The organism is Nocardia sp. NPDC060259 (assembly GCF_042728775.1).
Taxonomy (GTDB): Bacteria; Actinomycetota; Actinomycetes; order Mycobacteriales; family Mycobacteriaceae; genus Nocardia.
This window is the reverse complement of record NZ_JBHXAY010000008.1, coordinates 1-19,130: the sequence shown is the minus strand read 5'-3', so window position 1 is coordinate 19,130 and position 19,130 is coordinate 1. Positions and strand designations below refer to the sequence as shown.

16 protein-coding genes and 1 pseudogene are annotated in these 19,130 nt (G+C 68.8%); 12 read left to right on the top strand and 5 right to left on the bottom strand.

Annotated features, from left to right (window positions below; translation table 11 throughout):
* Positions 1–53: 53 nt before the first annotated feature.
* Positions 54–1,901: a translation elongation factor 4 gene (lepA, locus tag ACFWF2_RS05795; protein WP_379305005.1), complete on the top strand. Its 1,848-nt coding sequence runs from the start codon at positions 54–56 to the stop codon at positions 1,899–1,901.
* A 3-nt stretch (positions 1,902–1,904) separates the two neighbouring features.
* Here lepA and ACFWF2_RS05790 read toward each other — a convergent pair whose 3' ends face one another.
* Genes ACFWF2_RS05790 through ACFWF2_RS05780 form a run of 3 tightly spaced genes read right to left on the bottom strand, consistent with a single transcriptional unit; the run spans position 1,905 to position 4,278 of the window.
* Positions 1,905–3,167 (bottom strand): ATP-binding protein, encoded by a 1,263-nt coding sequence (locus tag ACFWF2_RS05790; RefSeq protein ID WP_379305003.1) that lies wholly within the window; start codon positions 3,165–3,167, stop codon positions 1,905–1,907.
* Positions 3,164–3,856, bottom strand: coding sequence for a response regulator transcription factor (locus ACFWF2_RS05785; RefSeq protein WP_379305001.1), 693 nt, complete (start codon positions 3,854–3,856; stop codon positions 3,164–3,166). The genes ACFWF2_RS05790 and ACFWF2_RS05785 overlap by 4 nt, the downstream gene beginning before the upstream one ends.
* 35 nt (positions 3,857–3,891) lie before the next feature.
* Positions 3,892–4,278 (bottom strand): hypothetical protein, encoded by a 387-nt coding sequence (locus tag ACFWF2_RS05780; RefSeq protein ID WP_379304999.1) that lies wholly within the window; start codon positions 4,276–4,278, stop codon positions 3,892–3,894.
* A 281-nt stretch (positions 4,279–4,559) separates the two neighbouring features.
* On the opposite strand from ACFWF2_RS05780, the gene ACFWF2_RS05775 reads away from it, so the two are divergent.
* Both ACFWF2_RS05775 and ACFWF2_RS05770 read left to right on the top strand, forming a co-directional pair.
* On the top strand, positions 4,560–6,467 hold the full coding sequence (locus tag ACFWF2_RS05775; RefSeq protein ID WP_379304997.1) for a hypothetical protein: 1,908 nt from the start codon (positions 4,560–4,562) through the stop codon (positions 6,465–6,467).
* A 105-nt stretch (positions 6,468–6,572) separates the two neighbouring features.
* Positions 6,573–8,342: a hypothetical protein gene (locus ACFWF2_RS05770; protein WP_379304995.1), complete on the top strand. Its 1,770-nt coding sequence runs from the start codon at positions 6,573–6,575 to the stop codon at positions 8,340–8,342.
* 3 nt (positions 8,343–8,345) lie between these two features.
* On the opposite strand, the gene ACFWF2_RS05765 is transcribed toward ACFWF2_RS05770, so the two are convergent.
* Entirely contained in the window at positions 8,346–10,316 is a 1,971-nt protein-coding gene (locus tag ACFWF2_RS05765; RefSeq protein WP_379304993.1) for a glycoside hydrolase family 15 protein, read from the bottom strand.
* Positions 10,317–10,433: 117 nt separating this feature from the next.
* Here ACFWF2_RS05765 and ACFWF2_RS05760 point away from each other — a divergent pair, with 117 nt between their 5' ends.
* The gene (locus tag ACFWF2_RS05760) at positions 10,434–10,703 is read left to right on the top strand and encodes a hypothetical protein (RefSeq protein ID WP_379304991.1); all 270 of its coding nucleotides are present in this window, start codon (positions 10,434–10,436) and stop codon (positions 10,701–10,703) included.
* A 117-nt stretch (positions 10,704–10,820) separates the two neighbouring features.
* Here ACFWF2_RS05760 and ACFWF2_RS05755 read toward each other — a convergent pair whose 3' ends face one another.
* Positions 10,821–11,870, bottom strand: a complete 1,050-nt coding sequence (locus ACFWF2_RS05755; protein ID WP_379304989.1) for a M48 family metallopeptidase — start codon at positions 11,868–11,870, stop codon at positions 10,821–10,823.
* A 74-nt stretch (positions 11,871–11,944) separates the two neighbouring features.
* On the opposite strand from ACFWF2_RS05755, the gene ACFWF2_RS05750 reads away from it, so the two are divergent.
* From ACFWF2_RS05750 to ACFWF2_RS05715, 8 genes and pseudogenes are all read left to right on the top strand, one after another.
* Positions 11,945–12,034, top strand: coding sequence for an Ms4533A family Cys-rich leader peptide (locus ACFWF2_RS05750; protein WP_019045829.1), 90 nt, complete (start codon positions 11,945–11,947; stop codon positions 12,032–12,034).
* Positions 12,035–12,244: 210 nt separating this feature from the next.
* On the top strand, positions 12,245–13,294 hold the full coding sequence (locus ACFWF2_RS05745; RefSeq protein WP_379304987.1) for a sulfate ABC transporter substrate-binding protein: 1,050 nt from the start codon (positions 12,245–12,247) through the stop codon (positions 13,292–13,294).
* Between the two features lie 122 nt (positions 13,295–13,416).
* On the top strand, positions 13,417–14,217 hold the full coding sequence (gene cysT, locus ACFWF2_RS05740; RefSeq protein WP_379305165.1) for a sulfate ABC transporter permease subunit CysT: 801 nt from the start codon (positions 13,417–13,419) through the stop codon (positions 14,215–14,217).
* Positions 14,214–15,020, top strand: a complete 807-nt coding sequence (gene cysW, locus ACFWF2_RS05735; protein ID WP_379304985.1) for a sulfate ABC transporter permease subunit CysW — start codon at positions 14,214–14,216, stop codon at positions 15,018–15,020. Before cysT ends, cysW begins: the two co-directional genes overlap by 4 nt.
* Positions 15,017–16,012 carry a sulfate/molybdate ABC transporter ATP-binding protein gene (locus tag ACFWF2_RS05730; protein WP_379304983.1) on the top strand — a complete coding sequence of 332 codons (996 nt, stop codon included), beginning with the start codon at positions 15,017–15,019 and terminating at the stop codon, positions 16,010–16,012. Before cysW ends, ACFWF2_RS05730 begins: the two co-directional genes overlap by 4 nt.
* Before the next feature lie 118 nt (positions 16,013–16,130).
* Complete coding sequence (locus tag ACFWF2_RS05725; protein ID WP_379304981.1) at positions 16,131–16,271, top strand: hypothetical protein; 141 nt, start codon at positions 16,131–16,133, stop codon at positions 16,269–16,271.
* A gap of 310 nt (positions 16,272–16,581) precedes the next feature.
* Positions 16,582–17,595 carry a diiron oxygenase gene (locus tag ACFWF2_RS05720; RefSeq protein ID WP_379304979.1) on the top strand — a complete coding sequence of 338 codons (1,014 nt, stop codon included), beginning with the start codon at positions 16,582–16,584 and terminating at the stop codon, positions 17,593–17,595.
* 15 nt (positions 17,596–17,610) lie between these two features.
* Positions 17,611–19,038: pseudogene (locus tag ACFWF2_RS05715) on the top strand (FAD-dependent oxidoreductase); the annotation flags it as partial.
* Positions 19,039–19,130 lie beyond the last annotated feature (92 nt).

Below are 19,130 nucleotides of genomic sequence, written 5' to 3'. Positions count from 1 at the left end.
ATTCGGCCCATGGGACGATAGACGCAGTTCGCCGATACCCCTCGAGGAGTGGAGTGGCTTCCAGTTTTGCCGATACGACGTTCACCGATCCGTCCCGGATCCGGAACTTCTGCATCATCGCGCACATCGACCACGGCAAGTCGACCCTGGCCGATCGGATGCTGCAGCTCACCGGTGTGGTCGAGGAGCGGGCGATGCGCGCCCAGTACCTGGACCGGATGGACATCGAGCGCGAGCGCGGCATCACGATCAAGGCGCAGAACGTGCGCTTGCCGTGGAATGTCGACGGCGAGGACTATGTCCTGCACATGATCGACACCCCGGGCCACGTCGACTTCACCTACGAGGTGTCGCGCGCGCTCGAGGCCTGTGAGGGCGCGATCCTGCTGGTCGACGCCGCCCAGGGCATCGAGGCGCAGACGCTGGCGAACCTGTACCTGGCGCTGGAGAAGGATCTGACGATCATCCCGGTGCTCAACAAGATCGACCTGCCCGCCGCCGACCCGGACCGCTACGCCGCCGAGATCGCCCACATCGTCGGCTGCGAGCCCGACGACGTGCTGCGGGTGTCGGGCAAGACCGGCGTCGGTGTGGCCGAGCTGCTGAACAAGGTGATCGCCGAGGTGCCGCCGCCGGTCGGTGACGCCGACGCCCCGGCACGCGCCCTGATCTTCGACTCGGTCTACGACACCTACCGCGGCGTGGTCACCTACGTGCGTGTGGTCGACGGCAAGCTGACCCCGCGCCAGAAGATCAAGATGATGTCCACCGGCGCGCAGCACGAGCTGCTCGAGATCGGCATCGTCTCGCCCGAGCCCAAGCCCACCCAGGGCCTCGGTGTCGGCGAGGTGGGGTACCTGATCACCGGTGTGAAGGACGTACGTCAGTCCAAGGTCGGTGACACCGTCACCACGGCCCGCGACGGCGCCACCTCGGCACTGGCCGGCTACCAGGAACCGCGCCCGATGGTCTACTCGGGCCTGTACCCGGTCGACGGCTCCGACTACCCGGATCTGCGCGATGCGCTGGACAAGCTGCAGCTCAACGACGCGGCGCTGACCTACGTGCCGGAGACCTCGGTGGCGCTCGGCTTCGGTTTCCGCTGCGGCTTCCTCGGTCTGCTGCACATGGAGATCACCCGCGAGCGCCTGCAGCGCGAGTTCGGGCTCGACCTGATCTCCACCGCGCCCAACGTGATCTACCGGGTCGTGATGGAAGACGGCGCCGAGCACATCGTCACCAACCCGTCGTTCTGGCCCGAGGGCAAGGTGCGCCAGACCTTCGAACCGGTGACCAAGTGCACCGTGATCGCGCCGAGCGAGTTCGTCGGCACCATCATGGAGCTGTGCCAGAGCCGCCGCGGCGAGCTGCTCGGCATGGACTACCTGTCGGAGACGCGCGTGGAAATGCGCTACACGCTGCCGATGGCCGAGATCATCTTCGACTTCTTCGACTCGCTCAAGTCGCGTACGCGCGGTTACGCCTCGCTCGATTACGAGGAGGCGGGCGAGCAGTCGGCCGCGCTGGTGAAGGTCGACATCCTGCTCCAGGGCGAGGCTGTCGACGCGTTCAGCGCCATCGTGCACAAGGACGCCGCGCAGGCCTACGGCAACAAGATGACCACCAAGCTGCGCGAACTCATCCCGCGTCAGCAGTTCGAGGTGCCCATCCAGGCCGCGATCGGCTCGAAGATCATCGCGCGCGAGAACATCAGGGCGATCCGCAAGGACGTGCTCGCCAAGTGCTACGGCGGTGACATCAGCCGTAAGCGCAAGCTGCTCGAGAAGCAGAAGGAAGGCAAGAAGCGCATGAAGACCATCGGCCGGGTCGACGTGCCGCAGGAGGCCTTCGTGGCCGCGCTGTCCTCGGACGCGGCGTCGGACAAGCCCAAGGGCAAGTAGCACTCACCCCGGCTCGGCGGTGACGCGCACCAGCAGGCGCGTCCCGCCGAGCGGGCTTTCGGTGAGTTCGGCGGTGCCACCGTGCAATTCGGCCTGCTGACGGACCAGGGCCAGACCCAGACCCGAACCGGGGGAGCCCGGTCGTTTGGCGAAACGATCGAAGGCGGTAGGGGACAGGTGTTCCGGTATGCCCGCGCCGTTGTCGTCGATGGTGATCTCGATCCCGTCGGCGCCGGTGCTCGCCGCCACCGCGATCTCGGTGGCATTGCCGTGCGCGACCGCGTTGGCGACAGCGTTGGTGACGATCAGCATGATGCCGCCGGGCAGGCCGGTCATCGGGACCGGGTCGCAGGCGCTCAGCGTGATATCGACGCCGGGTTGCGCGCGCCGGGCGTTCTGGACGGCGCGGTCGAGGGTTTCGCACAGCTCGAACGGTTCGAACGCGTCCGTGTCGGTCAGCTCGCCGACGGCGAGACGCTCGAGATCGGTGAGCGTGCGCTCGATCTGGCGTTCGGCGGCCAGCACGTCGGCGAGGACGGCGCCGCGCTGGTCGGCGGGGAGATCATCACCGGCGAGGACCTGCAGGTCGGTGCGCATCGCCGTGAGCGGGGTGCGCAGTTCGTGCGCGCAGACCGCGGCGAAATCGCGGGCGCCTGCCAGTGCCTGTCTGGTCTCGCCGTGCGCGGTCTCTAGCCGCGCCAGCATCCGGGTGATCGCGTCGGAGAGTTCCTCGGCTTCCCTGGCGCCGCGGCCGGACAGTGGCGGGAGTTCGTCGAGGGTGTCGATCTCGTGGGTTGCGGTGGCCAGCCTGCGCAACGGTCGCGCGGCGAAACCGGCCAGCACCCAACCCAATCCGGCGGCCACCAGCACACCGGCGACGCCGATGCCGAGGCCGATCAGCTGGCTGCGGGTGATCGCGGCGCCGACCAGGTCGCGATCGGGATTCAGCCGGACCAGCAGGCCGGGCGCGCCCTGGACCCGAGCCAGCGCGGGGTCGGTCGGCACGGCCATCGGCGGCCCTGGCAGCGCGGTGGCATCGGGGAACGGGCGTATATCCGTCGGCACCGGAATCGGCAGGGCGGGAACACCGTCGAGGCGTTCGGCCACCTGGACGTGCATCGTCGACACCGTCTGATCGAGCTGCCGGGTGCCCGCCACCTTCAGCAGCGCCGCGTAGGTGAGGCCGAGGGTGATCGCGACCAGCGCGGCCACCACCGCCGACACCACGGCCACCCGCATCCGCAGCGACCACGACCCGGTGCTCACGGGCGCTCGCGCAGGACGAATCCGACGCCGCGCACCGTGTGCACGACCCGCGCGACGCCGTCGGTCTCGAGCTTGCGCCGCAGATAGGAGACGAACACGTCGACGACGTTCGTGTCGGTGGCGAAGTCGTAACCCCAGACGGCGGACAGGATCTGCTCGCGCCCGAGCACGATGCCCACATTGTCGGCGAGCATCGCCAGCAGCTCGAACTCGCGTTTGGTGAGCTCGACCTGTCGCCCACCGGCGTGCACCCGATGGCCTGCCAGATCGATGTCCACCTCGCCCACCCGCACCGTCTTGCCCTGCGGCACAGCGGTTGCGGCACTGCGGCGCAGCAGCGCGCGCAGCCGGGCGACCAGCTCGCCCAGGTCGAACGGTTTGGTGAGGTAGTCGTCGGCGCCGCGCTCGAGCGCCGCGATCCGATCGCTCACCGCGCTCCGGGCGCTGAGCACGCAGATGGGGATGTCGTTGCCCATCGCCCGCAGGGCGGTGACCACGCCGACGCCGTCGAGCTCGGGCATGTTCACGTCGAGGACCATGGCGTCGGGCGCGGCGGAGCGCACCAGGGCGAGCGCGCGGGCGCCGTCACCGGCGGTGACGACGTCGAAGCCCGAGAGTTCGAGGCCGCGCCGCAGCGACGCCAGCACCCTGACCTCGTCGTCGACGACCAAGATCTGCTGTCCGGTCATCCGCCCACCCTAGTGCGATCCATCGTTTCTCCTGGTCAGCGCACGTGCGGCGGACGAATCACCACGACGCCACCCGGCGCGTCGCCGTGCTCGGCGCGCTCGCAGTCGCCCGGCAGCTCGACGCTCGGTTCACCCGGCCGCGCGGGCAGTGCGGGCAGCGGTGTGGCGGGCTCGCCCTCGAAGTGCTCGAGGTGGATGCGCGGTCCCGGTGCCACCCCGTTCGGCAGCAGCGGCAGCGCGGGCACGCCGGGTGCGCCGGGCGCGGAGCAGATGATCAGCGTCCGCTCGGGCCCGATCTCCCTGGTCACGGCGGGATCGGCGGTCGCGGCGCCTGCGACGCCGGCGATGGTCCCGGTCAGCAGCGCGAAGCCGCCGACGAGGGCGACGGCGCGGGCGCGGCGGCGTTGGGTGATGACGGTCATGGTCTTCGACTCCTCCGGTGGGGATTTCGGCCGGTCGGCTCGACCGGCGAAACCGACGCTAAGCAGCCGATCTTCACGCTCCGTTGAGCAATCGTTAGAGTTCTCTTGGGATCGCGACCCCCCGATTCCACCGGGTCGCCGAAATACGTTGCTCGCCATAAGGTGGTACCAACCGTTCTGGTCGAAATGACAGTTCGGTGTTCCGGAAATAGTGTTGGATGATCTTCACTTCGCCTCGACCGTGGTGGGGGGCCGACAGTGATGCGAGTGTTGGAGCATTGATGACGCGTGATCTGGGTTTCGATGACGGTGCCGCGCGCGCAGAAGGGACCGATACCGCCTACCGCGTCGCCAACGGTGTCGCCCGCGTAGCCCGGGCGGGCGCCTACGTCACCGGTGGCGCCTTGGTCGCCGCGAACGGCACCGACACCAGCAACGCCGACAGCAACGCCGACAGCCGCTACGCGGGCTGGTCATCGAAGGTTTCTTCCGATCCGAGCCCGGACGCGCCGAGCCCGGTCGTGACGTTCCCCGATCTCGCGGATCTGCCCGCGCCCGTGGCGCCGCACGCACCGTTCGCCGCGCACCCGCCTGCCGCGCCTGCCGCGCCTGACGTCTCGATGGTCGCCCGATCCACCGAATCCGAGTGGCGCCCAGAGATTCCCGGCTCCGACGGCGACACCGACATCCGCATCCCCGGCGTCGGCGACCACTCGTCCGGCTTCGGACTCCCCGGCTACGCACCCGTCCAGTCCGGCTTCGGCGACGACGAGGACAACCAGCTCGGCCTGCCGAACTCGCCTGGCTTCGGCCTGCCCGGCCATGGCATCGGCATCCCCGGCTTCGACGGCCTGCCCGGCAACGGTGTCGGTATCCCCGGCTTCGACGGCATCGGCCTGCCCGGCGGACCCGGCGCTCTGCCCGGCGCCGGCGGTGCGGCCGGTTCGCCGCCCGCCGACGGGCCGTTCGACGGCATCGGCGACATGTTCGACGGCATCGGTGCCATGGTGAACACCGAATGGCAGGTCGACGCGCACGTCGGCCTCGACGGAGTGTGGTTCACCTCGCAGATGAAGGTCACCGGCCAGGTCGGCCAGGTCGGCGATCAGCTCGACGACTACGGCAAGTGGCTCGGCGACGGCCTGAAGGTTCCCGGCGACACCACCGGCGGCGCGACGGGTGGCGGCATGACCTCGCCCACCGGCCCCAGCCTGCCCGGTTCCTCGTCCTCCGGTGTCGGCCTGCCCGGCACGACCACCGCGCCGTCAGGCGTGGCACCCGCGCCTGCCCCGGCGCCCGCGCTGGCCCAGACCCCCGTGACCGCGCCTGCCCCGGCACCCGCGCCGATCGCACCCGCCCCGGCTCCGGTCGCGCCCGTCGCGCCCGCGCCGGTCGCCACCAGCCCGGTGGTCAGCACACCGCTGCAGACGACCATCCAGCCCGATGCCGCGTCCACGCCGATCGCCAACGTCTTCGGCGGTGCAGGCGCCGCCTCGCCGCTGACCGCGCCCGCCGCCTCGGTGCCCGCGCTGTTCGCGCCGACCAAACCCGTTGTGGTGCCGGATGTCACCGGTGGCAGCTCCCCGTCGACGGTTCCGGTGACGGTGCCGTCCAAGCAGCCGACGGTCGATCTCGACACCCCGACGACGGTGAAGCTGCCCGATCTGCCCAAGCCGACAACGGCTCCCACCATGCCGGAGATCACCAAGCAGCCCCAGGTCACCGTGCCGCCGACCGCGGGGAACAGCGGCACCAAGCCGACCGTCCCGGACGACGGCATCGACACCACCAAGCCGGGCACGACCGGCGGTGTCACGGCGCCCTCGACCAACCCGAGCACGCCGACCGTCGACGTGCCCGACCCCACCGGCTCGCAGCCGACGGCGACGGTGCCCACCCAGCAGCCGACCGCGCCGACCCAGCAGCCGACGATGCCGACCAAGCAGCCGACCGTCGACATCGATCCGCCGACCGTGGTCACCCCGCCGCCGGTGGTGACCGTGCAGCCGACCGTGGCTCCGGTGAAACCGCCGGTCATCGACACGAAGCCGATCGCCGCCGACTTCGATCACCAGCCCGACAGCTACCATGGCGTGTCGGCCGGACTGTTCGATTCCGGGGTTGGCGGCGCTGATCTTTCGGGTGCCGTGTTTCCCGCCGAACACCATGGGTATGACTTCGTCATCTGACGACCAGGTCGTCTGACCAAATGACGTGGTCCCAGTCTCGGCCGGGCACCTGAAACGAGAGTGAGGAACAGGTTGTCTGCCGCTGCCGGACTGCAGGCTGCGACGGTGAAGCATCCGGATGTGATGGCTCCGGTCGTGTCCCTTGTCGACGAATTGCGGGAACTGGTCCGCAGCGGCGGCCGGGACGACCTCGACGCGCGGCTCGGGATGGTGCGAGCCAGGCTCAGCGACACCAGGGTTCGCCTTGTCGTCGTCGGTGAACCGCAGGCCGGGATGAGCACGCTGGTCAACAGCATGGTCGGCACCCCGGTCAGCGCCACCGACGGCAAGCCGAGCGTCCCGGTGATCGTCGAGTACGGGCCCGCGCCGGCCGCGACGCTGGTGAAGTCGGCCCAGCGCGGCCGCGTCGAGCGGGTGCCCGTCGACCCGCTGAACCCCGGCCCCGCGCTGACCGCCCTCGGCGTCCTGCGCGCGGAGTTCGCCGAGCCGAGCCCGCTGCTGGCCGACGGCCTCGTGGTGATGGACGCCCCCGGCGCCGCCACCCACGAGAGCGCGGCCTGGTCGATGATCGCCGCCGCCGACGTGGTGCTCTACGCCGCCGACGCCGCCGCCGAACTGACCGAGGCGCAGCTGGACTACCTGCGCCGGGTCGAGCAGGTGTGCCCGTCGGTGGTGTGTGTGCTCACCAAGATCGACCGCAACCCGCACTGGTCGCTGACCCAGCGGCGCAACCGCGCGCTGCTCGACGGCGCCGGACTGAATTTCGCGGTCGCCCCGGTCTCGGCGCTGCTGCACCGGCAGGCCGAGGAGACCGGCGACCAGCAGCGCGACATCGAGTCCGGGATACCCCAGCTCATCGATCACCTGCACGACTATGTTGTCGCCCAGGCCGATTCGGTCGCCGTGGCCGCCGCGGTGCGCGATATTGCCCTGGTCACCGATCAGCTCGGCGTCACCCTGCGGGCCGAGGCCGAGACCCTGCGCGATCCGCGCAGGCGTGCCGAGATCACCCAGCGACTCGCGGCCGCCCGCGCCGAGGCCGATCAGCTGCGTCAGCGCACCGCCACCTGGCAGGTCACCCTCGTCGACGGCAGCTCCGAGCTGAGCGCCGACATCGAACACGATCTGCGGCATCGACTACGCACCCTGGTCCGGGAGGCCGAGGCCGAGATCGCCCGCACCGATCCGGCGCGCAAGTGGTCCGATTTCGCCACCGAGCTCGACGCGCGGATCTGCGAGGCCGTCGAGGAGAACTTCGTGATGGCGCACTACCGCGCCGTCGAACTCGCCGAGCAGGTGGCCACGAAGTTCCCGCCCGACAACCGCACCCCGCCGCTGCCCGAGCTGCGCCTGACCAACCCCGGCGACGTGCTCGATCCGGTGCAGCCGCTGGAGACCCTCGAAAGCGCGAAATCCAGTGTCGGACAGCAGGCGCTCTCGGCGCTGCGCGGTTCCTACGGCGGCATCCTGATGGTCGGTCTGGCCACGAGCCTGCTCGGAATGTCGCTGGTCAACTGGTATTCCGCGGGCGCGGGCGTGCTGCTGGGTGTGAACGCGCTGTGGGACGACCGCCGCAACCGCAAGCAGCGCAGGCAGTCCGAGGCCAAGGTGGCCGTGGCCCGGCTGGCCGACGACGTGATCTTCCAGGTGGGCAAGGAATCCCGCAACCGCCTGCGCACCCTGCAGCGGGTGCTGCGTGACCACTACACCGAGATCGCCGCCGAGGTGGGCCGCACCGCCGAGGAGGCGTTGCGCGCCGCCGAGGAGACCGGCCTGCGCTACGGCGACCACCGTGAACTGCGCATCACCGAGATCGACGCGGGCCTGCGCACGCTGGCCGGGCTACGGGAACGCGCCGAACGTCTCACCTACTGACGCTCAGGCAGGCCGGTTCGACGGCGTGTGCGCAGGCTGGAACTGACCGGCCTGGCGGGAGTCCTCCGCCCTGATCACGTGGGTCACCGCGTTGATCAGCGCCAGATGGGTGAACGCCTGCGGGAAGTTGCCCAGGTGCCTGCCGGTGTGCGGGTCGATCTCCTCGGCGTAGAGGCGCAGCGGGCTGGCCAGGCCGAGCAGCCGCTCGCACAGCTGGGTGGCGCGTTCGAGTTCGCCGATCTCCACCAGCGCCGACACCAGCCAGAACGAGCAGATGGTGAAGGTGCCCTCCTCACCGGTGAGCCCGTCGTCGGTGGTGTCGGTGTCGTAGCGCAGTACCAGGCCGTGCACGGTGAGCCGGTCGGCGATGGCGAGCACGGTCGCCTTCACGCGGTAGTCGTCCGGGGGCAGGAACCGGGTCAGCACCACCAGCAGCAGCGACGCGTCGAGGGTGCGGCTGCCGTAGGTCTGGGTGAACACGCCGTCCTCGTCGACGCCGTTGGCGAGGACGTCCTCGCGGATCTCCTCGGCGATGTCGAACCACTCGTAGGCCCGTTCGAACTGGCCGTGCAGCTGGGCCAGCCGGGCGCCGCGGTCGAGGGCGACCCAGCACATCACCTTCGAGGAGGTGAACTGCTGTGGCTCGCCGCGCACCTCCCAGATGCCGCGATCGGGTTCGCGCCAGCGCGAGATCGCGGCGTTCACGGTCCGTTCCAGCATCGGCCAGAGTGATTCCGGCACTTGCTGCAGGGATTTCACGTGCAGGTACACGGCATCGAGCATGGTGCCCCAGATGTCGTGCTGGTCCTGGTTGTAGGCGGCATTGCCGATACGCACCGGTCGCGAGTTGTCGTAGCCGGACAGGTTGGGCAGGATCTCCTCGGTGATCCGGCGTTCGCCGCCGATGCCGTAGAGCACCTGCAGGGGCAGCGCGTCACCGTTGTCGCCGGTGGTCGCGTCGTTGAGGAAGTTGAAGAAGTCGTTGGCCTCGCGGTCGAGGCCGAGGGTGTACAGACCCCACAGCGCGAAACTGGAGTCGCGCACCCAGGTGTAGCGGTAGTCCCAGTTGCGCTCTCCGCCGGGGGTTTCCGGCAGCGAGGTGGTGGCGGCGGCCAGCAGCGCGCCGGTCGGCGCGTAAGTGAGGCCCTTCAGTGTCAGCGCGCTGCGCTGCAGGTAGCTGCGCCACGGATGGTCGGGGAAGTCACCGAGAGTGATCCAGCGGCGCCAGCATTCGGCGGTCGTCCACATCTTCTTCGCCGCCTCGTCGAAGGAGGCGGGAGCGGGCAGATCCGACCAGGACAGGGCGACGAACACCGAATCGCCCTCGCTCATCCGCGTGCGCGCCCGCGCCTCCCGGCCCTCCAGGCCGATGCGCAGGTCGGTGGTGAGCACCAGGGACGCCCCAGTCTCGGGATTGTTCACCGCCACCGCCGTCACCTCCTCGTAGACGTTGCCGGTGTACGCCCAGCGCGCGCCGCCGCGGTGATAGTCGAACGAGGGCTGGCAGCTCATCTCCAATTCGACTGTGCCGCTGACACATTTCACCGTCCGCAGCAGGATGTGCTCGGCGTCCCAGTCCATCGGGGTGCGGCGGTGGGTCTTGGAACGGGCCATATTGTTGTGCCACGGGCCGAGGACCAGCGCGTCGCGCACGATCAGCCAGCCGGTCTCGGTCTGCCAGGTCGTCTCGAGGATCATCCCGCCCGGCAGGTACCGCCGCGCGGCGGGCACGTGCTTGCCGTAGGGCCCGATCCGGAAATGCCCGGCGCTGCGGTCGAGGATGGCGCCGAACACGCTGGGGGAGTCGGGCCGGGGGACACACATCCACTCCACCGAGCCGCTGCTGGCGATCAGGCAGTTCGTCTCGCAATCGGAGAGAAAGGCGTAATCGTCGATCGGCGGGAAGGCGCCGCGACGGCCGCTGGAGGAGACCGGACTCAGAATCGGCAGGCTGTCGGCGCTGGAAGACTCCATACCCCATCATCAGCGCGCTGCCCGCTCTCGTCCACCGTTGCCGCGTCGACGGTGCAGTTCCGCCGGTCACAGCCACGCCGATTCGCCCGTTCACCGTCACCGACTAGTGTGGTCGGGGTGCAACGCATCGCAGGTTGGTGGGACGGCTTCGAACTCTGGGTAGCCGGGCTGCCCTTCATCCCCCAGTTCCTCGTCGTGCTGGTCGGCATGGTCCCGATCAGCTTCGCCATCGCCTTCCTGCTCGACCGCGCCCTGCGGGCGGCCTTCCGCCTGCTCGGCCGCGGGGATCGCATCGAGCCGTCGATCCCGGCCGCCGTGCCGGTGACGGCGGCAGCGCCGGTACCCGTCGCCGCCGCGCGCCCGACCGTCGGCAGCGGTGCCCGCTGATGCCACGTTCCCGCGTTCAGCTCGCCCTGGTTGCCCTTCTCGTTCTCGTCGTCATCGCCTGGTTCTTCACCCGGTGACGCACCGGCGCGAGCAGTCGCCCGCGCCGGCGCTTCCGGTCTAGTTCTTGCGCCAGTCGTCGAAGCGTTTGCCCAGGTCGGCGACCGTTCGCCCGACTTCATGGCCGACGGTGTTCACCGCCGAACCCACGTCCTTGCCCAGGTCACGCACGGTGCGCACGAACAGGTCCTCGGACTGGTCGAAGGACTCGCGGTAGCTGCGCGCCGCCTCCTTGACCTCGTCGCTGATCCGCGCGTTCTTGTCGTGCTCGCGGCGCGGGTAGCTGCCGCCGAGAACCCGCTCGTACTCGCCGGACTGGATCCAGCGGCGCAGTTCGGCGGCGCGCAGCACCGAGAACGGATGCGACTGCAGTTCCAGGTTGAGCAGCTTGAGGACGCCGTCTCGCAGGTCACCCGAGCGCAGGTAGTCGTCGGCCTGGTCGAGGAACGCGCCGTGGTTCATCTCGTGCAGCCAGGCGCCGCCGGCGGTCTTCATGTGCACCCGCACCGAGGCTTCCACGTCCTGGCAGCACAGCAGCCCGGCCCGGTCGCCGGACAACTCCGACTTGCGGCTCCACTCCATCAGCGCCGCCACGATCGCCCGCAGCGCCCAGCCGCCGACCGGCAGCCAGCCGACCGAGGCCGACAGCCGCATCAGGTGCATGAGCATCGTGCGGTACACCGCGTGCCCGGACAGCGCGTGCCCGAGCTCGTGGCCGATGACGAACCGCAGTTCCTCGGTGTCCATCAGTTCGAGCAGGCCGGTGGTGAGCACGATGAACGGCCGGTCCATGCCGATGGTGAAGGCGTTGACCGACGGGTCCTGCAGGACATACATCTCCGGTGTGATCTGCGCGTCGAGCACTCCGACACAGTCCGCGCGCAGCTCGTGCAGCGTGCGGAACTGGCGGTCGTCGACCCGCACGGCGGTCGCGAGGTACATCAGCCGGTGCTGACGTTCCCGCAGCAGGCTCGACAGCGCACGCAGCACCGTGTCGAAGCCGCTCAGCGAGCGCAGCGCCACGAGTGCGGTGCGGTCGGCGGGGTGTTCCCAGGCGCGCGTGCTGATTTCCGGCAAACGCACCCGGACGCGGTCAGGAGCCATGGTCATAGGATGAAATCCCCCCTCGGTGTGGAACTCTCGTCGATTCGAATCATCATGTCGCAATCTGCTACAGTCTGCCTGTGTCATCGAGTGTCGCCCCGCAGATCCGCCATGAACTGGCGTTGATCGCTGTCGGCAACCTCGCTGTCGCGGACATCCTCTGTCGGTGATCGGCCACCGGACACGTCTGCGCGTTTCTGCCCAGTAGACTGGCGCGCGCTTTTCCTTTCGCAGTCGTAGTCCGTTACTCCGGGGGTCAATGGGCCCGAGTCGCGCCAACTGCCGTGTGTCCATCGCACGGCAGGTCTACCGATCGACGAGCGTAATCCTGTCGCAACGAAAGACGTTGTCCGGCAGGTCCTTTCCGAAAGGTTCACCCGATGTCTCGCAACACCTGGATCGGCTCGCGCCGCCGCGCCGCCGCTGTCGCCCTCACTGCTGTCGCCGCGGTCACCCTGGCCGCCTGCGGCGGTGGCGCCAGTGACTCGACCGACGGCGCCGCGGGAGCCGACGGCAGCGGGGGCACCCTCAATCTCTACGCCTACGCCGTCCCGAAGCCGGGCTTCGACAAGGTCGTGCCCGAGTTCAACAAGACCGAGGCGGGCAAGGGCGTCCAGGTCCAGGCCTCCTACGGCGCCTCCGGTGACCAGTCGCGCAAGGTCAAGGACGGCGCCGAGGCCGACGTCGTCAACTTCTCCGTCGAGCCCGACATCACCCGCCTCGTCGACGCGGGCCTGGTGGAGTCGAACTGGAACGCCGACGCGAGCAAGGGCATCCCGTTCGGCTCGGTCGTCACCCTGGTCGTGCGCAAGGGCAACCCCAAGGGCATCAAGGACTGGGACGACCTGCTCAAGCCCGGTGTCGAGGTCGTCACCCCGAACCCGTTCAGCTCGGGCTCGGCCAAGTGGAACCTGCTCGCCCCCTACGCCGCCAAGAGCGACGGCGGCAAGAACCAGCAGGCAGGCCTGGACTACCTGTCGCAGCTGATCTCGCCCGAGCACGTCAAGGTGCAGCCCAAGTCGGGCCGCGAAGCCACCGAGACCTTCCTGCAGGGCACCGGTGACGTGCTGCTGAGCTACGAGAACGAGGCCATCTTCTCCGAGCGCAAGGGTGACCCGATCGAGCACATCAACCCGCCGACCACCTTCAAGATCGAGAACCCGGTCGCGGTGCTGAAGAACTCCAAGAACCTGGCCAAGGCCACCGCGTTCCGTGACTTCCTGTTCACCCCCGAGGGCCAGAAGGCGTGGGCGCAGGCGGGCTTCCGTCCGGTCGACCCGAAGGTCGCCGCCGAGTTCGCCGCCGACTTCCCGACCCCGGCCAAGCTGTGGACCATCGATGACCTCGGTGGCTGGAAGGCCGTCGACAAGGAGCTGTTCGCACAGGGCACCGGCAAGGTCGCGGTCATCTACGACCAGGCCACCAAGTAGGTCGTGACCCAGCGCACACGCGATACTGGACAACTGTGACTGACAGCAGTGGGCACGCCGGGACCGGAACAACCCCCGATCCCGGCGTCGCCGGTAAGTTTCGAGGCCCGCGATGGTCGTGGCTGCGCGTGACCGGCTCGGTGGGCCCGCTCGGCATCGCCATCGCCGTGCTGTGGCTCAGCGTCATCGTGCTGCTTCCGTTGGCGGCGCTGACCGTCAGCTCGTTCGAGGACGGCTGGTCCGGCTTCTGGGACGCGGTCACCGCGCCCGCGGCGCTGGACTCTTTGCGCATCACCGTCGGTGTCTCGGTGGTCGTCGCCGTGCTCAACGTCGTGATGGGCACGCTGATCGCCTGGGTGCTGGTGCGTGACGAATTCCCCGGCAAGAGCGTCGTCAACGCGCTGATCGATCTGCCGTTCGCGCTGCCGACGATCGTCGCCTCGATCGTGCTGCTCTCGCTCTACGGCCCGAACAGCCCGATCGACATCCACCTCAACGCCACCCAGCCCGGTCTGGTGGTGGCGCTGGCCTTCGTCACGCTGCCGTTCGTGGTGCGGTCGGTGCAGCCGGTGCTGATCGAGGTCGACAGGGAAGTGGAGCAGGCCGCGCTCTCGCTGGGCGCGAGCAACTGGATCACCTTCCGCCGCATCGTGCTGCCGACGCTGGCCCCGGCGATCATCTCCGGCGGTGGTCTCGCCTTCGCCAGGGCGATCGGCGAATACGGCTCGGTCGTGCTGATCGGCGGCAACATCCCGCGCGAGACGCAGATGACCTCGCAGTACATCCAGCAGCAGATCGAGGTGGACCGGCCGATCAACGCGGCCGCGGTGTCGGTGGCACTGCTGGCCATCTCCTTCGCCAGCCTGCTCGTCCTGCGGCTGCTCGCCGAGCGCACCGCGCGGAAGGAAGAGGCGGCCCGATGAAGCTGTCCCTGTTCACGCGGCTCTCGCTGCGCACGGTGGCCCTCGGCTATCTGCTCGTGCTGCTCGTGCTGCCGCTGGTGATCATCTTGTGGCGCACGTTCGAGCGGGGGATCGGGGCGTTCCTCGACTCGATCACCACGCCCGCGGCGATCTCGGCGTTCCAGTTGTCGATGCTCATCGTGGCGATCGTCGTCCCGTTGAACGTGGTCTTCGGCGTCGTGACGGCGCTGGCGCTGGTCCGCAGCAAGTTCCCCGGGCGCAGCCTGGTGCAGGGCATCGTCGACCTGCCGTTCGCGGTGTCGCCGGTGGTTGTCGGTGTCTCGCTGATCCTGCTGTGGGGTGCGGGCGGCTGGTTCGGCGGCTTGGAATCGGCCGGCTTCAAGGTGATCTTCAGCCTGCCCGGCATGGTGATCGCCACCATCTTCGTGACGCTGCCGTTCGTGGTGCGCGAGGTCGAACCGGTGCTGCACGAGATCGGCGACGACCAGGAACAGGCCGCGGCCACCCTCGGCGCGTCCCGCTGGCAGACCTTCTGGCGGATCACCCTGCCCGCCATCCGCTGGGGCCTGACCTACGGTGTCGTGCTCACCGTTGCCCGCGCGCTCGGCGAGTTCGGCGCGGTGATCATGGTCTCGACCGCATTGCCCGGCAAGTCGCAGACGCTGACCCTGCTGGTGCACGGTCGCTACATCAACGACCACAACACCTTCGGCGCCTACAGCGCGGCCACCCTGCTGATGGGCATGGCCCTGGTGGTACTTCTCCTGATGACTCTCCTCGAACGCAAGCGGGGCACCGAATGATCACCGTGACCAACGCGCGCAAGAACTACGGTTCCTTCGCCGCTCTCGACGACGTCAGCATCGACATCACCTCGGGTGAGCTGACCGCCCTGCTCGGCCCGTCCGGCTCGGGCAAGTCGACGCTGCTGCGCTCGATCGCGGGCCTGGAGTCGCTGGACTCGGGCATCGTCTCGATCGCGGGCAACGACGTCACTCACGTGGCGCCGCAGAAGCGCGACATCGGCTTCGTGTTCCAGCACTACGCCGCGTTCAAGCACATGACGGTCCGCGACAACGTCGCCTTCGGCCTGACCATCCGCAAGCGGCCGAAGAAGGAGATCGACAAGCGCGTCGACGAGCTGCTCGGCATCGTCGGGCTCGACGGTTTCCAGCATCGCTACCCGGCGCAGCTCTCCGGTGGCCAGCGCCAGCGCATGGCTCTGGCGCGCGCGCTCGCCGTCGACCCGCAGGTGCTGCTGCTCGACGAGCCGTTCGGCGCCCTCGACGCCAAGGTCCGCACGGACCTGCGGAAATGGCTGCGCAGGCTGCACGACGAGGTCCACGTGACGACCGTGCTGGTCACCCACGACCAGGAGGAGGCGCTCGACGTCGCCGACCGGATCGCGGTGATGAACAAGGGCCGCATCGAACAGGTCGGTTCGCCCGAGGACGTCTACGACCGGCCCGCCAACGAGTTCGTCATGTCGTTCCTCGGTGCGGTGGCCCGGCTCAACGGTCATCTCGTGCGCCCGCACGACATCCGCGTCGGCCGGGATCCGAGCATGGCGATGGCCGAACACGAGGGCACCGCGGAGTCCGCGGGCGTCACCAGGGCCACGGTCGAACGCATCGTCCGGCTCGGTTTCGAGGTGCGCCTCGAACTGCGCAATGCCGCGACCGGCGATCAGTTCGCCGCGCAGGTCACCCGCGGTGACGCCGCGGCCCTGCATCTGAGCGAGGGCGAGACGGTCTACGCCAGAGCCACCCGAATCCCGGATCTGCCGCAGAGCTGAGATCCCGCGCCCCTGTTGCCCGGGGTCACCCGGTGGAACGATATGGGTTCGGTGCGGTCGCGGCCGCACCGAACCGGGCGGGGCCGAGCACGCGGGGAGCGCGCGGGCTTCGTCGACTGTGCTCGAGAACCTGGAGGCCGAGCTCGACGGCACGGCCGCGGCCCGGGGACTGGCGGTGACCGGCGGATTCATCAGCGACACCGGCATCGGCGGCGGTGGCGACGGCCGACGCGAACATCCCGCCCGCGCCGCCGCATGAGTTGTCGAGCCGTTCGCTGGCGCCCACAGTGCTGTCCCGCCGCGCCGCGTCCGCGCAGGGTAGCCGGTACCGGCGGTACATACGGCGAAACGGCGCGCTCGGCGCGAACCAATTTCCCGTGCCCGCCCGGCGGCTTCCTACAACTGTGCATGACGCAGTGTCACAGGTAGAACCATTTTTACTGGTGAGTAGCTTTTCCTCCAGGCATTTCGACACGCCGGGCCTGGGAAAATCGGGAAGGTGGCAGAGTTGACGTGACTCCTCGTAGGTGTAACTATTGGAAACAGTAAACGTCCCTTGAGGAGAGGCAGTGACGACGATGTCTGCGCCCACCACCCCTGACGTCGATCCCGTAGTCGCGGAGGCTCAGGCGTACGCCGAGAAGTTGCTGATGCTGTCGGAGGCGTCGGTCAACCGCCACTTCGACCCGTTCGAGGACATCGACTGGGACAACCCCGAGTTCGACCCGGACTACAAGCCCGAGCGCTGGGTCCTGGTCACCTCGGCCGACCCGATCGGCCGCCACGCCTGGTACCAGGCGCTGCCGCTGGACAAGAAGATCGAGATCGGCAAGGTCCGCCAGGCCAATGTCGCCAAGGTCGGCCTGCAGTTCGAGGCCATCCTGATCATCGGCATGATGCAGCACATCTTCAACCTGAAGAACAACGACCCGGAGTTCCGGTACTGCTCGCACGAGATGATCGAAGAGCACAACCACACTCTGATGTTCCAGGAGATGGTCAACCGCGTCGCCGACGTGCCGGGCATGAACCCGCTCGTGCGTCAGCTGCGTCACCTGGCCGCCCCGGTCGGCGCCCTGATGCCGAACCTGTTCTTCATGGCCGTGCTGGCCGGCGAGGAGCCGATCGACCACATCCAGAAGGACATCCTGCGCTCGGGCGACGACATCCACCCGATCATGCGCGGCGTGATGGCGATCCACGTGGCCGAGGAAGCTCGCCACATCTCCTTCGCTCACGAGTTCCTGAAGAAGAACGTGCCTGCCCAGCGCGCGCTCAACAAGGCTGTGCTCTCGATCGCCATGCCGATCATCATGTTCATCCTCGGCCGCGCCATCGCGACCCCGCCGAAGACCTTCTTCAAGCAGTTCGACATGCCTGCCGATGTCCGCAAGGAGCTGTTCTACGGTTCCAAGGAGGCCAAGCAGGTCTTCGCCGACTACTTCATCGACGTGCGTGCGCTCGCCGAGGAGATCGGCCTGATGAACCCGGTCGCCAAGAAGGTGTGGAAGCTGCTCGGCATCGACGGCCCGTCGAGCCGGTACCGCTCGGAGCCCAAGCGATCCGCGAAGCACGCGGCCTGAGACGCGGTAGCGACCATGCCCTACGTTGTCACCCAGTCGTGCTGTAGCGACGCCTCGTGCGTCTACGCATGCCCGGTCAACTGTATTCATCCCACCCCGGATGAACCGGACTTCCGCACCGCGGAGATGCTCTACGTCGACCCGGCGGCCTGCGTGGACTGTGGCGCCTGTGCCACCGCATGCCCCGTCGACGCCATCACCTCGTCGAAGAAGCTCACCGAAGAGCAGAAGCCCTTCATCGAGATCAACGCCGATTTCTACCGCATCCAGCGCGACCGGCCGACCCTGGCCAGGCCCGTGATGCCGCCCGCGATCGACACCCAGCGTTCGCCGCTGCGCGTTGCCATCGTCGGCTCCGGCCCGTCGGCGATGTACGCCGCCGACGAGCTGCTGACCCAGCCCGGCGTCGCGGTCACCATGTTCGACCGGCTGCCGCAGGCCTACGGTCTGGCCCGGCTCGGCGTCGCGCCCGACCACAAGCGCACCCGCCAGGTCGCCGACCTGTTCGACGTGATGTCGAAGCAGGAGGACTTCGGTACCTACCTCGACGTGGAGATCGGCAAGCACCTCAGCCACGCCGATCTGCTCGAGCACTTCCACGGCGTGATCTACGCCGTCGGCGCGTCCTCGGATCGCAAGCTGGGCATCCCGGGTGAGGGTCTGTCCGGCAATGTGTCGGCCACCGACTTCGTCGCCTGGTACAACGGCCATCCCGAGCACGTCGACGACCGGTTCGATCTGAACCAGAAGCGCGTGGTGATCGTCGGCAACGGCAACGTCGCCCTCGATGTCGCCCGCATCCTGACCGTCGATCCGGCCACGCTGGCAGGCACCGACATCGCGCCCCACGCGCTGAAGGCGTTGCGGGAGAGCAAGATCGAAGAGGTCGTGATCCTGGGTCGTCGCGGCCCCGCCGAGTCGGCCTTCACGGTGCCCGAGTTCGTCGGCCTGCTGGCCGCCGACATCGACATCGCGATCGAGGGCGAGCTGCCCGAGGTCACCCCCGAGCTGCCGTACAAGATCGAGCAGAAGCTGCGCCTGCTGCACAGCGTCGCGAATCGCCCGTTCGGCGAGCGCAGGCGCATCGTATTCCGCTACCTGTCCTCGCCGGTGGAGATCCTCGGCACCGACACGGTGACGGGTGTGCGGGTCGAGCGCAACGAGCTGGTCACCGACGCCGACGGCCGCACCAGTGCGGTGCCGACCGGCGACACCGATCTGCTCGAGGCGGGCGTCGTGCTCACCTCGGTCGGCTACCGCGGGGTGCCGACCAAGGATCTGCCGTTCGACGACGCGCGTGGCGTCATCCCGAACGAGCAGGGTCGGGTGCTCACCGCCGCGGGTGGCGCGGTCGTCACCGGCACGTATGTGACCGGCTGGATCAAGCGCGGCCCGACCGGCTTCATCGGGACCAACAAGTCCTGCGCGCAGGAGACCGTGCAGCCGTCGGTGCCGGCGGGGCGCAGGGGCATCACCATGAAGCGGTGCTTCTGGTTCGAGTCCTGCACGCGCACCGCCACGTCCTCGGGCAGGGT

Excerpts from the sequence above, each read along its gene's own strand:
- ACFWF2_RS05785 (WP_379305001.1), bottom strand. The coding sequence starts at position 3,856 with ATGACCGGACAGCAGATCTTGGTCGTCGACGACGAGGTCAGGGTGCTG.
- ACFWF2_RS05780 (WP_379304999.1), bottom strand. The coding sequence starts at position 4,278 with ATGACCGTCATCACCCAACGCCGCCGCGCCCGCGCCGTCGCCCTCGTC.
- ACFWF2_RS05775 (WP_379304997.1), top strand. The coding sequence starts at position 4,560 with ATGACGCGTGATCTGGGTTTCGATGACGGTGCCGCGCGCGCAGAAGGG.
- ACFWF2_RS05765 (WP_379304993.1), bottom strand. The coding sequence starts at position 10,316 with ATGGAGTCTTCCAGCGCCGACAGCCTGCCGATTCTGAGTCCGGTCTCC.
- ACFWF2_RS05755 (WP_379304989.1), bottom strand. The coding sequence starts at position 11,870 with ATGACCATGGCTCCTGACCGCGTCCGGGTGCGTTTGCCGGAAATCAGC.
- ACFWF2_RS05745 (WP_379304987.1), top strand. The coding sequence starts at position 12,245 with ATGTCTCGCAACACCTGGATCGGCTCGCGCCGCCGCGCCGCCGCTGTC.
- cysW (WP_379304985.1), top strand. The coding sequence starts at position 14,214 with ATGAAGCTGTCCCTGTTCACGCGGCTCTCGCTGCGCACGGTGGCCCTC.
- ACFWF2_RS05730 (WP_379304983.1), top strand. The coding sequence starts at position 15,017 with ATGATCACCGTGACCAACGCGCGCAAGAACTACGGTTCCTTCGCCGCT.